This window comes from Pseudomonas endophytica, assembly GCF_001411475.1.
GTDB lineage: Bacteria > Pseudomonadota > Gammaproteobacteria > Pseudomonadales > Pseudomonadaceae > Aquipseudomonas > Aquipseudomonas endophytica.
On sequence record NZ_LLWH01000012.1, the window covers coordinates 1 to 14468 of the forward strand.

At 54.0% G+C, this 14468-nt stretch carries 13 protein-coding genes; 6 read left to right on the forward strand and 7 right to left on the reverse strand.

Going from position 1 to position 14468, the window contains the following annotated elements; all coding sequences use genetic code 11:
* From AQS70_RS23535 to AQS70_RS01960, 6 genes are all read left to right on the forward strand, one after another.
* Positions 1-84: precorrin-8X methylmutase (locus AQS70_RS23535; protein WP_187331764.1), on the forward strand; the 84-nt coding region annotated here is incomplete at its 5' end.
* Positions 81-815 (forward strand): precorrin-2 C(20)-methyltransferase, encoded by a 735-nt coding sequence (locus AQS70_RS01940; RefSeq protein ID WP_187331763.1) that lies wholly within the window; start codon positions 81-83, stop codon positions 813-815. The genes AQS70_RS23535 and AQS70_RS01940, both read left to right, overlap by 4 nt.
* Positions 812-2479 carry a precorrin-3B C(17)-methyltransferase gene (gene cobJ / locus AQS70_RS01945; RefSeq protein ID WP_055101257.1) on the forward strand — a complete coding sequence of 556 codons (1668 nt, stop codon included), beginning with the start codon at positions 812-814 and terminating at the stop codon, positions 2477-2479. Before AQS70_RS01940 ends, cobJ begins: the two co-directional genes overlap by 4 nt.
* Before the next feature lie 479 nt (positions 2480-2958).
* The gene (locus AQS70_RS01950) at positions 2959-3753 is read left to right on the forward strand and encodes a hypothetical protein (RefSeq protein WP_055101258.1); all 795 of its coding nucleotides are present in this window, start codon (positions 2959-2961) and stop codon (positions 3751-3753) included.
* A 104-nt stretch (positions 3754-3857) separates the two neighbouring features.
* The gene (locus AQS70_RS01955; RefSeq protein WP_055101259.1) at positions 3858-4574 is read left to right on the forward strand and encodes a hypothetical protein; all 717 of its coding nucleotides are present in this window, start codon (positions 3858-3860) and stop codon (positions 4572-4574) included.
* Between the two features lie 140 nt (positions 4575-4714).
* Positions 4715-5368 carry a hypothetical protein gene (locus AQS70_RS01960; protein WP_055101260.1) on the forward strand — a complete coding sequence of 218 codons (654 nt, stop codon included), beginning with the start codon at positions 4715-4717 and terminating at the stop codon, positions 5366-5368.
* Between the two features lie 40 nt (positions 5369-5408).
* Here the strand turns inward: AQS70_RS01960 and AQS70_RS01965 are convergent, their stop codons facing one another.
* The 7 genes from AQS70_RS01965 to AQS70_RS01995 all read right to left on the reverse strand — a co-directional run.
* Positions 5409-6005, reverse strand: a complete 597-nt coding sequence (locus AQS70_RS01965) for a MarC family protein (RefSeq protein ID WP_055101261.1) — start codon at positions 6003-6005, stop codon at positions 5409-5411.
* Positions 6006-6119: 114 nt separating this feature from the next.
* On the reverse strand, positions 6120-8897 hold the full coding sequence (locus tag AQS70_RS01970) for a hybrid sensor histidine kinase/response regulator (RefSeq protein WP_055101262.1): 2778 nt from the start codon (positions 8895-8897) through the stop codon (positions 6120-6122).
* Between the two features lie 100 nt (positions 8898-8997).
* Entirely contained in the window at positions 8998-10296 is a 1299-nt protein-coding gene (purD, locus tag AQS70_RS01975; protein WP_055101263.1) for a phosphoribosylamine--glycine ligase, read from the reverse strand.
* A gap of 189 nt (positions 10297-10485) precedes the next feature.
* The gene (gene purH / locus AQS70_RS01980) at positions 10486-12093 is read right to left on the reverse strand and encodes a bifunctional phosphoribosylaminoimidazolecarboxamide formyltransferase/IMP cyclohydrolase (RefSeq protein WP_055101264.1); all 1608 of its coding nucleotides are present in this window, start codon (positions 12091-12093) and stop codon (positions 10486-10488) included.
* A gap of 81 nt (positions 12094-12174) precedes the next feature.
* Positions 12175-12495, reverse strand: coding sequence for a DNA-binding transcriptional regulator Fis (gene fis, locus AQS70_RS01985; protein WP_019408796.1), 321 nt, complete (start codon positions 12493-12495; stop codon positions 12175-12177).
* Positions 12492-13505 carry a tRNA dihydrouridine synthase DusB gene (gene dusB, locus AQS70_RS01990; RefSeq protein ID WP_055101265.1) on the reverse strand — a complete coding sequence of 338 codons (1014 nt, stop codon included), beginning with the start codon at positions 13503-13505 and terminating at the stop codon, positions 12492-12494. Before dusB ends, fis begins: the two co-directional genes overlap by 4 nt.
* Before the next feature lie 217 nt (positions 13506-13722).
* A partial coding sequence (locus AQS70_RS01995; RefSeq protein WP_156354960.1) for a DUF3426 domain-containing protein occupies positions 13723-14468 on the reverse strand: 746 nt, incomplete at its 5' end.

Genomic DNA, 14468 nt, shown 5'->3' on the forward strand with positions numbered 1-14468 from the left:
CCGTTTGTGGTGATGCAAGGCCGTCGTGGCGGCAGCGCTATGGCCGCCGCAGCCGTCAACGCCTTGGCGACGGAGATCGAATGATGGCACAACCAGGACGTTTGATCGGTTTGGGTGTAGGCCCGGGTGATCCCGAGTTGATCACCGTTAAAGCGTTGCGTCTTTTACGCGAGTCGCCGGTGGTGGCGTACTTCGTGGCTAAAGGCAAAAAGGGTAACGCCTTTGGGATCATCGAGGCCCATCTGCAAGACGCGCAAACGCTGATGCCGCTGGTGTATCCGGTGACCACCGAAGTGCTGCCAGAGCCGCTGTCGTATGAACAAGTCATCAGCGATTTCTATGATCAGGCCGCTGTCGAGGTTGCTGAACATCTGCAAGCGGGGCGCGATGTGGCGGTTATCTGCGAGGGTGATCCATTTTTCTATGGCTCGTACATGTACCTGCATGCCCGCTTGGCTGAGCGCTTTAACGCGCAAGTGATTCCAGGTGTGTGCTCGATGCTGGGTGGCGCGTCGGTGCTGGGCGTGCCGCTGGTGTACCGCAACCAGAGCTTGTCGGTACTGTCAGGGGTGTTGCCGCACGATGAGCTCAAGCGTCGTTTGGCGGACACCGATGCGGCGGTGATCATGAAACTGGGTCGTAATTTCCATAAAGTGCGAGAGGTGCTGGCCGAATTGGGGCTGGCCGAGCGCGCGCTGTATGTCGAACGCGCGACCATGAGCAATCAGAAAATCGTACCGCTTAACCAAGTGGACCCCATGTCTTCGCCTTACTTCTCGCTGATTATCGTGCCTGGCGAGCGGTGGCAAGGATGAGCCGCTCAGCACCGGCTATTGTGATTTTAGGCAATGGCAGTTTGGCAACAGCTCGGCGTATTCAGCAGCTCTATCCGAACGCGCTGATCCATGGCTTGGTTGATCGTGTGGAGGGCGCTGATCGCATCTACAGCGATTTTGGCGCAAATCTACGTCAGTTATATCAACAGGACACGCCGATTATTGCGCTGTGCGCGGCCGGCATTGTGATCCGCACATTGGCGCCGGTGTTATTAGAAAAGGGCGTTGAGCCACCGGTGCTGGCGGTTGCTGAAGATGCCAGCGCCGTCGTACCGCTGTTGGGCGGTTTGGGCGGAGTGAATGATCTGGCCCGCGAGATCGCCGCAGGCTTGGGTGTGGCACCGGCCATCACCACCAGCGGTGAACTGCGTTTTGGCACCTGCTTGCTGAACCCTCCCAGCGGCTATGCCTTGGGTGACCTTGAGTTGGGCAAACGCTTTGTGTCCGACTTGCTGGCGGGTGAGTCGGTGCGCATTGAAGGCGAGGCGCCTTGGCTGGCGCACGCGCAACTGCTAGAAAGTGAGCAAGCGCGTTTGGCGATTCACGTGGGCAATAGCGAACGTGAGCCATCGGCGAACGAACTGTTGATCTACCCGCGCACTGTCATGCTCAAAGTCGGGCGTGAAGTATCGGCACAGACCCTGCGTGACGCGTTGCATGAGGCTAAATTAGCCTGGCAGTCGCTGGCATGCGTAGTGGCAGATGACACGCGAATGGCCAGTAGCGGATTACGCGACGCGGTTAACGAGCTGGGCGTACCGCTACGTTTTGTCAGCGCGTCCGAGCCACATACAGCAGGCGTATGGCGGGCGCTTGGCAATGGTCTGAGCGTGAGCGTGGCCGATGTGCCTTTAGACCCTCAGCAGATTGGACGTGCACGGGGCCGCTTGGCGGTGATCGGTCTTGGGCCTGGTGCTGCCGAGTTAATGGTGCCGGCAGTAAAGGCCGAATTGGCGCGGGCCAATGACGTGCTGGGGTACGAGACGTACGTGCGGATGGCTGGCCCGTTTCGTGCCGACCAAGTGCTGCACTGCACTGACAACCGTGAAGAAATGCAACGTGCACGACACGCCTTTGAATTGGCTGTCCAAGGACGATCCGTGGTGGTGGTGTCTTCGGGTGATCCCGGTGTCTTCGCGATGGCCGCCGCAGTGCTTGAGGTGTTGCATGAGTCCACTGATCCGCAGTGGCACAGCGTTGACCTGGAAATCTTACCGGGTGTTTCGGCGTCACTGGCCACCGCGGCCCAAGCGGGTGCGCCTTTGGGGCATGACTTCTGCGTGATGTCGCTTTCGGACAACCTCAAACCTTGGAGCATCATCGAAAAACGCCTAGACCTCGCGTCTCAAGCGGACTTGGCCCTGGCGTTCTACAACCCCATTTCGCGCTCCCGCCCTTGGCAATTGGGTGTAGCGCTCGAAATCGTCGCACGCCACCGTACGCCGCACACCCCGGTGGTGTTAGGGCGTGATATTGGTCGCCCCGGCCAGACACTGAGAGTGACCACTCTGGGTGAACTGACACCGGACCAAGTCGACATGCGCACAATGGTGATTGTGGGGTCGTCCACAACCTGCACCTTCGCGCGCGCTGACGGCCGCGAGTGGGTTTATACGCCGCGGTGGTATGGGCAAAAGCCTTAAGCGCTGCGTTTAGTAACGCTTAACCTAGGGTATGTACGAAATGTTTTCGAGCGAAGGTTAGGCAAGGCGAAAACAGGCGAGGAAGCGGAGTTTACGGGTTGTAAATGAGCATTCCGAGCCTGTTTTCAACGCCGCATAATCGAGCGCAGATACATTTCGTACACAGACTAACAATGGCCCTGATGGGCCATTGTTAGGTTGATAGCGATATTTTAAGCGCCGTAGTGATCAACTAAGAGTGGGGGATTATCAAATACCTCAGTAGGAGAATTCTAACTATCGTGCCTGATTATAGTTATTGGTTAGGTTTTTTTATGATGCATTAATGCATTGAGATTTAATAGGCTTGGGAAAGCAGAAGGGATTAGGTTTTGGCAATATTTGGTATGAGCTTGATCTTTGCAGTGTTGCAACGGAAGGGCTAAGTTTGATTTAGCCGACGAGGAAAGTTCGGTATTAAATCAAACGGAGTGATGAACATGAATTTCGTAAAAGAAGTGTTGCCAACCCCCGAAGAAACAGACCTGTTTTTTAACGCCCTACCTGCTGTCATTCAGCCGAAATTTGCAAAGTTAAAAGTTGAATCTCAGGTGTCGAATGTCAGCACTGAGGAAGAGGCTTTTATAGGGGCTACGTCCCCGATTGTTATTGCGTTTGCTGACGGTGTTTCTCCTGAAAATAGAAGTGCTGTTATGAACAGTACGCAATTCGCGGAAAAGGTTGCAGACTCGGTGGCCTCTCGCAAGACGGAAGCCCTTGAGTGGTATGAGGCCTATGGGAAGGCTATCAGCAATTGCGGTTGGTTTTCCACCAGCTTTGTATTTGTTGGCCATGACACGTCTAAAGTTAATGTGACGATGGATAGCCTGGTATTGGATATCATCGCGCAGGTAGCGGGATTCAATGCGGCGGCGATCTTGCCATTATTGAAAAATGTGTTTGATACGATTAAAAGCAGTAATGAGCTTATTACGCTGTTTGATAACAACAGTAAAGGCGATCGCGTCGGCAGTTTCCAAATTGTACCGTGTCTGGAGTCTGCCAAAGGTATTCCTGTCACCGTCTTTGCCGGTTTGGAGTGTGAGTTTAATTCGATTGAAGGTGGTGCTTGGTTCTGGAAGTGGAAGTGCTCTAATCTGAAAGTTAAAAAAGCAGCGACCATGATTAATCTAAATATGGACAGCTATAAACGCGCTGAGTCCAGGATTTTAGATTATCTTGGGCAAGGGCAGGATGATTTCTTTTTGTCGCTTAAAAAGACACCTAAGAAATAAAATGCCGGATGGTTTTTGAATAGTTATCTTGTAATTATGGCCACTTGGGCGGCGCTCTAAAAGCGTCGCTGCTTACAGGCAAGTCAATGATGGAGTGTTAAGTTATGCTTGAATATGAATTTGAAGTCGTTTCTGGGCAATTGATTCTATTACCCAAAACATTACCCGAGCAGATTAAAAAAGATATTTTGCATACGCAATTGTTTGCGCAGACTTACGCAAGCGTCGGTGCTGACAGGTTTTCTGATGCAAGGGAATGGGACAAACGCCAAACCACCGCGAGGTCTGAGTTGATGTGGACCACACAGTTCACACTGGCTACGCATTCAGAACCTGCAGACGAAGTAACAATCAATCTGACAACGCTAATTCTAAATCAGTTAGCGCGTGCTCCATTTGCTAATTCACCTGTGATGGGAGAGGCCATCAAGTGTGGTTTAAAAGCGTTGGTTGCTCCTTCCCCGGCACACAAAGTTTTCTTTGAAGAGATAATCAAGGTGACCCCTGCTAATTCATCATCGCCAGCGGGAGCGCTTTCAGAAATTTCCTTCCAAGTAAGTGTTGTCAGCCCTGTAGCACACATGATTGATATTCAGATCGGCTTTAGCGTGAGGACGTTATTGGACGAACACGTGTTCGAGGCTGTGTTAACAGGCAAGGATGTGGTCGGGCCGTTATCGTTGTCAGTGTCGGAGTATGAGTTAGACACACTGGGGTTCGAGCGAATCAGAGATAAAGTTGTGGGTAACCTTGATGGAGCCGAAAAAAATCTGATTGTGGGTCTCGAGCCGCTAGCTCCTGTTGTCATCACGGGCCCTTAAACGTTTCAGTTCATAAGCAGCAAACGCCATCGGATGGCATCAGCACAAGGAGTGTATCGTGGGCCTTATCGTATTGTTGTCCAGTCATACCGAATTCTCCTGCTCTAGGTCATTAAACGCTACGTTTGGGAGAGTGTGAGATGAGTAATCGAACACTTATTGCCGGTAATAGTTTGGTGTCATTTGCGCCAGGCCTTGAGGCTAGAGATCAAGAAGACATTGCGAACAGCATTGCACTGGCAGAACTCTGCGCCGATAAGCGATTTAATCGCTTTCGCCAAATAAAAGACTGGTATGAAGCCTTCCTTGATAAGTTGATAGACGTCGGCTGGGAGATGGACCACGAGTTGCTAGACGCCGAAATACCTGAAAAAAAGGTTTTCTTTGATTTGGAAGAGGCTGTACTGCATCACCTGCAGGGCATAAAACAAGCATCACTGAGAAAAGTGCTAAAAGAGTCAATTGAAGCACTACGGCTGGACTCGGTTGCTCAGAATATTTTTGAAACGCGTAACCGAGAAGGGACCTTTGCTTACTATCAGTTCGTGCCGTGCGAAACGCGTCATGAGCTAGGCAGCTACATCTACTTGACTGCCATGCAGGTCACTACCCGGCTGGATGTCGAAAATATACTGTTCGAGGGCCGTACTATCCGTAAAACGGATGCGCTTGATGTGGGGATAGGATGGTCTGCGTTTTATCTTGATCGCAAAGATTACGACAGATTTCGAGACGATGTTTTAAGCCAGTTAGAAGATCTGCGAGCAGACTTTTTCAGATTACTTCGTCACTAAAAAAAGCCTTTAATCCTTGAGCGGTACAGGGATTTACCGCTCAAGAGACCAAATATCCTCTTATCCCGGTAAAGATGATCTGTGCCGCCAACGCGCACACGAACAACCCCATAAGACGACTAATAATCTGCAACCCTTGCTCGCCGACAATGCGTTCGATCCGGTTGGACAGGTATAACACCAAGCCAACGGTCAGGCTGGCCATGACAATACTGCTGATCGCCATCAGCTTGTCATCCCAGTGAGGTTGACTGACGCCCATCACCAGTAGCGCACCAATGGTGCCAGGGCCAACGGTAATCGGAATGGTCAACGGCACAATGGTGACGTCCTGTTGAACGTTATCGCTCTGTACGGCTGACTTACCTTGGGCCATGCCCAGTGCCGAGATGAACAGCACGCTGCCGGCGCCAATTCTAAAAGCATCCACCGTGATGCCAAAAACGCTGAAAATCACCCGACCAAACAAGTAAAGCAACACGCTTGAGATCACTGTTGCTAGCGCTACTTTCCACGCGAGGCGGCCACGCTCTTTGCTCGAGTAACCGCGTGTCAGGCTTATAAAACACGACAGCACGAAGAACGGGCTATAAAGCACCAACATCTTCAAGTACACACTGAACAAAACATGCAGCATGGTCTGGGCTCATTTCAGAGGAGGTCAAGCAAAGTCTATCAGGGGTTTTGTGGTCTGCGCGGCAAAGCATTTGTGTCAGTGGGGCAAGCCCGCGCCCAAGTCTTCTAGGCACCTTTAAGAAGGATGTACTTGAGATTGACGCAGCTCACGCTGTGCCACCCAAAACTCGACCAACTCACGCAGTTGTGACAGTTCGACAGGCTTGGCCATGTGGCCGTCCATGCCGGCTTGTCGAGCGCGCTCCTTGTGCACGGACAAGATATGCGCCGTTAATGCGACCACTGGAGTCCTGACGCGCTGATGGCTAACTTCCCAGACACGCAACTGCTCAGTGGCTGAAAAACCATCCAGAATGGGCATTTCGCAATCCATGAGCACCAAGTCATAACGCTGTGCTTTCATGGCGTGTAATGCTTCTTCACCGTTAGCGGCTGTGTCTGGGAACAGGTTGAGTTTACTCAACATGCCACGAATGACCTTGGTCGAAATGGTGTTGTCTTCAGCCACCAAAATACGAAAGTCAGTGGGTACGGTTAGGGGAGGGGATGGCACATTGCTCAGCGCTGGAGGAGGAGCAAGCCCATTGTTGCGTTGGGTTAACTCGTCGGCCAAGGTCGTTTTAAGGGTATAGCCCGCCACCGGTTTGGCCAAAATGCGCTTGATGCCGCTGTTGCGGGCAATGATCTTGCTCGGCGCGTTGCTGATGCCCGTTAGCATCACCAGCAGAATGTCGTGATTCAGGCTTGGATCTTCTTTGATTTTGGCGGCCAATTGCATACCGGTCATGCCGGGCATGTTCTGATCCAGCAACACAATATCGAAGTAGTCACGCAAGTGCGCCTTGGTTCGCAACAAGGCCAACGCCTCTTTGCCCGAGGCGGCTGCACTGACATTCAAGCCCCACGCCGAGCACTGCTGCACGAGTACCTTGCGGCAGGTGTCGTTGTCATCCACAACCAGTACGCGAGCGCCTTTTAACGGGCTGTCCAGGTCTGAGGTTGGATGCTCAAGCAGTTGAGGAGCCATGGGCAGGGTCAGCCAGAAGTTATTGCCTTTGGTTTGGCCTGTCTTGATCCCGAATTCGCCGCCCATAAGGTTGATTAATTCACGCGCAATCACGAGCCCCAAATGCCCACCCAAGCGGGTCGCTGCGAGGAAGTTTTTACTGTGTAGCTCGGCGTGTAACAGAGCCTCTCGTTCTTGCTCATCCATCGGTTGCCCTGAGTCTTGAACCGCTATACGCAGGCGTGGCGAGTCACTGCGTTCCTCGAGCGCGACCACGATCAGGATCTCGCCTTCATCGGTTTTTTTCAGGGCGCTTTCGAGCAGGCTCAGCAGCGCTTGTCGCAAGCGCGTAGGGTCACCGCTGATCACGCGCGGCACTTGTGGCTGGATGAAGCTGATGAGTTCGACGTTTTGTTGTTCGGCCTTGGTGCGGAATATACCTAGGCAGTCATCAATCAGCGCATTGAGGTCGAATTGAACATCATCGAGTTCGATCTGCCCCGACTCCAGTTTGGAGATGTCGAGGATCTCATTGATAAGCGTCAGAAGCTCATTACCAGCGCTGTGGATGGTTTGTACGTAATCGCGTTGTTTGACTGACAGTGGCGTCCCGAGCAATAACTCAGTCATGCCCAGTACGCCGTTCATCGGCGTACGAATCTCATGGCTGATTTTGGACAAAAACTCGGCTTTGGCATTGACCTCGGCATTACTGGCGGCCAAGTCACAGCTAAGGTTGAGCTGAGCTTCGGTGATGCTACGTGTCCGCTCGCTTACTGCTATACCCATCAGCAAGCCGCTGACGCACACCACAGCCATCAGGGCCAGTACCAGCTCTTGTGGAGCGATCAGGGTCAACCCCAAGAGCGCGGGGAGAATTAGCAGAGTACCAATGTTGAAAATGACCATTGCACATACAAACAGGCGAGCCGGTCGATAGCCTTGTTGCCAGTGGTAACCTGCCACCAGCAGGATGTTCAAACTGGTGAGTGCGACCAGTAAGTAGGTCGTCAAATTCAGCGGCAGACTGTTGAAAAAAAGCAGCAGCAGACCACAAAGGCCCACGATCAGTATGTTGAGCAGAAGCAGTTTATGCAGTGGATGCGGCCCGCGGCGGGAGAAGAAACTGTAGGTAAACATCAATCCGCAAGGTGCAGTGAGTATTAGCGCCAGATAGGCGCCGGGAGTTTGCAGGTTATGCCACTGCGGGATCCAAGGGCCGAGCACATTTAAAAATAACGCCGAACTAGACAGAAGCAGGGTTTCGCAAAGCGCGAGCCATAAGCTGCTGACCGAGCGCGAAAAAATAAAGCGGATCAGGTTGTGCAGTACCAGCATCATCAGGCCGCCCAGCAGCAACCCGTAGAGCACACTTGTACCTTGATCGGCGGCAAGTGCGACGGCAGTGCTAAGGGTGATATGCGGTTGCAGTTGGTGCTCAGACACCATCCGCAAGTAGACCGTTAAAGGCGTATCTATTTGGGGTAACGGCAATAGGTAATCGCTGCTCAACAGCGGTTTATCGCTTGGCGGCAGGGCATTGCCGGTGGAAACTTCGGAGATCAGCCTGTTTTCGTCGAGGACGTACAAGTCCAAGTGTGAGAGGTCTGGGGCGAAAACGCGCAGGACTTGCTCATGCTTGTCGGGTTGTAATCGAAACTTTAGCCAGAGGGCTTCGCCGGGCTCGGCAGCCACCATATTTTCAAGTTCTATGGGGATGAACTGGCTGTTCATTCGTTCTGAGCGAATATCGCTCAGTTGCAGGTCGCCTTGAGGATCGGACAACAAAGACCAGCTTGTACCTGATGCGGCATGAGCCGGCATCAGGCAGAGCCAGGTTGTCAGCAGACTGACGGTAATTCCTATGGCGATCCTGAGCCAGCGCACGATGAAATCCCTTCGTAGTGTGTTACAAGGCGGTCACTATGCGCGGCGCTGGAATAGTTAGGCAAGGATGATTCATCCCTGTCTATTCGTAAGAATAGAGCTATTTCTGTGGCTCACCGCGTTCGCGTGCAATGGCTCGGTAACCGATGTCGTTACGGTAGAAGCAGCCGTCCCACTCGATGGCCTTGGCCAATGTGTAAGCTTGTTTTTGTGCCGCCTCCACGGTGTCACCCATTGCTGTTGCGCAGAGCACGCGACCACCTGAGGTTACGACTTCGCCAGTGGCGTTGAGCGCGGTGCCCGCATGGAACACTTTGCCTTCCAGTTGTGCCGCAGTGTCCAGCCCGTTGATAACAGAGCCTGTAGTGTAGTCTGCCGGATAACCGCCTGCTGCCATGACAATGCCCAAACTGGGACGTGGATCCCATTGAGCTTCAACTTTATCCAGCGCTTGAGCCAGAGCGGCTTCAACCAGCAGTACCAGACTCGATTGCAGACGCAGCATCACCGGCTGAGTTTCCGGGTCGCCGAAGCGGCAGTTGAACTCGATGACTTTAGGGTTGCCGGCTTTGTCGATCATCAGGCCTGCGTACAGGAAACCGGTGTAGACGTTACCTTCTTCGGCCATGCCGCGAACGGTTGGCCAGATAACCAGGTCCATCACGCGCTGGTGTACTTGCGCAGTGACCACTGGCGCCGGGGAGTAAGCACCCATGCCGCCGGTGTTCGGGCCGGTGTCTGCGTCGCCCACACGTTTGTGGTCTTGGCTGGTGGCCATCGGCAGGACGTTCTTGCCATCGACCATGACGATGAAACTGGCTTCTTCGCCGTCGAGGAATTCTTCGATTACCACGCGCGAACCGGCTTCGCCAAACGCATTGCCGGCGAGCATGTCGCGCACGGCATCTTCTGCTTCAGTCAGGGTCATGGCGACGATCACGCCTTTGCCCGCTGCCAGGCCGTCAGCCTTGATCACGATAGGCGCGCCTACTTTTTGTAGGTAAGCCAGTGCCGGTTCGATCTCCGTGAAGTTCTGATAGTCAGCAGTCGGGATCTTATGACGCGCCAAAAAGTCTTTGGTGAATGCTTTCGAGCCTTCCAACTGAGCCGCGCCAGCGGTAGGGCCGAAGCAGTCCAGACCACGCGAGCGGAACAGGTCAACCACGCCAGCAACCAAAGGTACTTCAGGGCCAACAATGGTCAGGGAAACATTCTTTTCGGCAAAGTCTGCTAGTTGCTCAAGAGCCAATACGTCGATGTCGACGTTCTCGCACTTGGCTTCAATGGCTGTGCCAGCGTTGCCTGGGGCAACGAACACTTTAGCAACACGCGGGTCCTGAGCGACTTTCCAAGCCAGTGCGTGTTCACGGCCACCGCTGCCAATGATCAAAACATTCATTTCAAAAACCTCGGATGACGCTGAATTCTGTTTAGAACCTAAAGCGTTTAACGCTTCAGGAGGTTGTAATGAAGCCGGTAGATGCAAGGCAGAGCCGACCTCGATGAGCGGAGTTGCCTTTTGGCAATGAGCATCATCGAGGTCGGCTGCAACGCAGCAGATACCGGGTTCAGTACGACCGTCGTCTAGTTAGTGACGGAAATGGCGCATGCCGGTGAACACCATCGCTATACCCGCTTCATCGGCGGCGGCGATCACTTCGTTGTCACGCATCGAACCCCCTGGCTGGATAACTGCGGTGATGCCGACCTTGGCTGCGTTGTCGATACCGTCACGGAACGGGAAGAATGCGTCCGATGCCATGACCGCACCCTGAACGTGCAAACCAGCATGCTCTGCCTTGATGGCGGCAATGCGGGCCGAGTTTACGCGGCTCATCTGGCCTGCGCCTACACCGATGGTCTGACGGCCTTTGGCGTAGACGATAGCGTTGGACTTCACGTACTTGGCCACTTTCCAGGCGAAGATCAGGTCGTTGATCTCTTGCTCGGTCGGTGCACGCTTGGTCACCACTTTGAGGTCTTCGCTACCGATCATTTCGATATCACGGCTTTGTACCAGCAAGCCGCCATTCACGCGTTTGAAGTCCCAAGCCGGTGCGCGGTCGGCGCTCCACTGGCCGCAGGCCAGCAAACGCACGTTAGCTTTGGCTGCTACGATGGCGCGAGCTTCTTCGCTAACCGACGGAGCGATGATCACTTCAACGAACTGGCGATCAACGATAGCTTTGGCGGTTTCAGCGTCTAGCTCACGGTTAAAAGCGATGATGCCGCCGAAAGCCGACTCGGTATCCGTTGCGTAAGCCAGTTCGTAGGCCTGGCGAATGCCGCCTTCGTCATCCGGGCTTACGGCAACGCCACACGGGTTGGCGTGCTTGACGATGACGCAGGCGGGTTTAACGAAGCTCTTTACGCATTCCAGCGCGGCGTCGGTGTCGGCCACATTGTTGAATGACAGCTCTTTACCCTGCAACTGAGTCGCGGTGGCGATGCCGACTTCGGCAGGCTTGGTTTCAACATAGAACGCCGCGCTTTGGTGCGGGTTCTCGCCGTAGCGCATTTCTTGCGCCTTGATGAACTGGCTATTAAATGTCCGCGGGAACTGGCTGCGGCCTTCAGTGCTGAGGGTTTCAGCCGTCTGGTTAACCGTGCCCATGTAGTTGGCGATCATGCCGTCGTAGGCGGCAGTGTGTTCAAACGCCTTGAGCATCAGGTCAAAACGCTGTGCGTAGGTCAGGCCGCCTGCTTTGAGGCTTTCCAAGACGTTGGCGTAATCGCTGGCATTGACCACGATAGCCACATCTTTATGGTTTTTAGCAGCAGAGCGCACCATGGTCGGGCCGCCGATGTCGATGTTTTCGATGGCGGTCGGCAGGTCGCAGCCAGGCTTGCTGATGGTGGCTTCGAACGGGTAGAGGTTAACGGCTACCAAGTCGATTGGTTTGATGCCGTGTTCGTTCATGATGTCATCGTCAACACCGCGACGACCGAGGATGCCGCCGTGGATTTTCGGGTGCAGGGTTTTTACCCGACCGTCCATCATTTCCGCGAAACCTGTGTAGTCCGCGACTTCAACGGCAGCAACGCCGTTGTCTTGCAGCAGCTTGAACGTACCACCAGTGGACAGGATCTCGACGCCGAGGGCTTCCAGTTCACGGGCGAAATCAAGGATTCCGGTTTTATCGGAAACGCTGATTAAAGCGCGGCGGATCGGCAGGCGGGTAGTCTGATCGGTCATCTCGATTTCCATCAAAAGCAAAGGAGTCAGCAAAAAAGGCGGCCTGTTTGATTAGGACGCCTTTCAGGTTTGATTGAATGCTTACAGCAGATCGTACTGTTTGAGCTTTTTGCGCAGGGTGCCGCGATTGAGCCCCAGCATCTCGGAAGCCTTGGTCTGGTTGCCCTTGACGTAGTTCATAACGCACTCGAGCAGTGGGGCCTCGACTTCGGAAAGCACCAGGTTGTAGACGTCCGTGACTTCAGCGCCCTCTAGGTGGGCGAAATAATTGTGCAGCGCCTTTTCGACACTCCCGCGAAGGGTCTGACCTTCTTCGCTCGGCGTATTGAGGTGCTGTTTCAAATTGACGTTGTCGCTCACGGGCGTTGTTCCACTCACTAATGTCTCGGTCATCATCGTCATGCGGCCACCCATCCTTCGTCCCCTGTCTCCAGGCTCTTGTGTCGTTCGGCGAAAAACGCCTGAACGTTGGCGCATTGTGCTTCCGTATCTTCTAAACGATTGAAGTGGGCGCGAAACTCCTTGGCGCCCGGCAAGGTTGCGAGATACCAACCGACATGCTTGCGGGCAATACGTACCCCCAATACCTCCCCATAGAAGGCGTGCAGTGCGGCCAAATGCTCTAGCAGAATACGTTCCACTTCACTGATCTTGGGTGCCGGTAATAGCTGACCGGTACGCAGGAAGTGATCGACCTCGCGGAAAATCCAGGGCCGCCCTTGAGCAGCCCGGCCTATTAACAGTCCATCGGCACCGGTGGCTTGCAGCACATGCCGGGCTTTTTGGGGTGAATCAATGTCGCCATTGGCAAACACCGGTATCGACACAGCCTGCTTGATTGCGGCAATCGTGTCGTATTCGGCTTCGCCGGTGTATAGGTCTGCACGGGTTCTGCCATGCACGGCCAAAGCTTGAATTCCGGCCTGTTCGGCAATTTTTGCCACTGTGAGACCGTTTTTGTTCTCACGGTCCCAGCCGGTACGAATCTTTAAGGTGACCGGCACATCTACTGCGGCCACTACGGCCTGCAGGATCTCGTTCACCAAGGCTTCGTCTTTCAATAAAGCAGACCCGGCGGCCTTGTTGCAGACCTTTTTTGCTGGGCAACCCATGTTGATATCAATGATCTGCGCGCCTAGATCCACATTGGCCCTAGCGGCATCTGCAAGCATTTGCGCGTCACCGCCAGCGATCTGTACCGAGCGAGGCTCGGGATCACCGTCGTGAATCATTCGCAGGCGCGATTTGCGACTGTTCCAGAGACTCATGTCACTGGTGACCATTTCCGAAACAACCAACCCCGCACCCATTCGTCGACAAAGCTGACGAAAGGGCTGATCGGTGACGCCCGCCATCGGGGCGAGAATCAAACCGTTTTGCAATATGTATGGGCCGATGCGTACCGCCGACATAGGACTTCCCTGTTGTGGGGCCGGATCTTGGGAGTTCGAAAAAGGGTTGGCATGATACCCGCTCTCGATGACCGGATAAAGACGAAATTGGATGATTTTTGAGCAATAGAGGCTGAAAGCCAGCTGTAAGCTCCACGCCTCAAGCCTCAAGGCGCAGCAAATCTGCTTTTAGCTTCTGAATTGTCGCTTGAAGCTTGTCGCTAAAAGCGCAACGCGTTTATTCCGGGGAATGAAAACTCAGGCTGTAATTCACCGCTTTTGGTCCCGGATCGAGGATGTCGAGGGCAATGTGGATGGGTGTTTGCGGTGGCATTTCTGACGTGCTAGCCAAATCGCCGCTTAGGTATTCGCCAGGCTTGAAACGGCGGCTGGCGATCATTTTGCCGTTCAGGTCGGCAAAGCGCAGTTCTAATAGCGGGAACGGCTGGGAAAACGGTGCGCGGTTATAGAGAATCGCATCCACCACCAGCGCCCCCGCGAACTCTGGATGGCTTCGCACCACTAAATTGCTGCTTTTGATGCGATCTATGTCGACCTTAGAAGGAACAGTGCAACCAATGTGCGGGCACATTTGCTGGAAGATGGGGCGGTATTGGTCCTGGCGAGCCAACTCATCGAAATGATTGGCAATGTACTGCCCTGCCAGTGCTGCTGCGGCCAATAGGATCAGTAGCGTCCAGAGCAAACGCTTGCCCCAAGGCGTAGAACGTTTTTGCCAGTCCAAGTGCAACGGGTCGTCCACGAGGTCCAGTAGCACGTCTTCGCGCACTGCCGGCTCGCTGCGCTTGCGCTTGTTTTTGACCGGCAGCGTGGGAGCCGCAGGCTCAGGGTCCTCGTCGTCATCAATGGCCGACAAAGGCCCGCCGCGAAACTCAGGCTCATCATCTTTAGTGAGCTTGATGGGCGGAGTATCGTCGGGTTCGTCGATATCCAGCGACACAGACGGCTCGGTGCGCCCGGTTT

Coding starts and splice junctions, on each gene's coding strand:
- purD (WP_055101263.1), bottom strand. CDS start 10,296: ATGAATGTTTTGATCATTGGCAGCGGTGGCCGTGAACACGCACTGGCT.
- cobJ (WP_055101257.1), top strand. CDS start 812: ATGAGCCGCTCAGCACCGGCTATTGTGATTTTAGGCAATGGCAGTTTG.
- dusB (WP_055101265.1), bottom strand. CDS start 13,505: ATGTCGGCGGTACGCATCGGCCCATACATATTGCAAAACGGTTTGATT.
- AQS70_RS01955 (WP_055101259.1), top strand. CDS start 3,858: ATGCTTGAATATGAATTTGAAGTCGTTTCTGGGCAATTGATTCTATTA.
- AQS70_RS01965 (WP_055101261.1), bottom strand. CDS start 6,005: ATGCTGCATGTTTTGTTCAGTGTGTACTTGAAGATGTTGGTGCTTTAT.
- AQS70_RS01960 (WP_055101260.1), top strand. CDS start 4,715: ATGAGTAATCGAACACTTATTGCCGGTAATAGTTTGGTGTCATTTGCG.
- fis (WP_019408796.1), bottom strand. CDS start 12,495: ATGACGATGATGACCGAGACATTAGTGAGTGGAACAACGCCCGTGAGC.
- AQS70_RS01950 (WP_055101258.1), top strand. CDS start 2,959: ATGAATTTCGTAAAAGAAGTGTTGCCAACCCCCGAAGAAACAGACCTG.
- purH (WP_055101264.1), bottom strand. CDS start 12,093: ATGACCGATCAGACTACCCGCCTGCCGATCCGCCGCGCTTTAATCAGC.
- AQS70_RS01940 (WP_187331763.1), top strand. CDS start 81: ATGATGGCACAACCAGGACGTTTGATCGGTTTGGGTGTAGGCCCGGGT.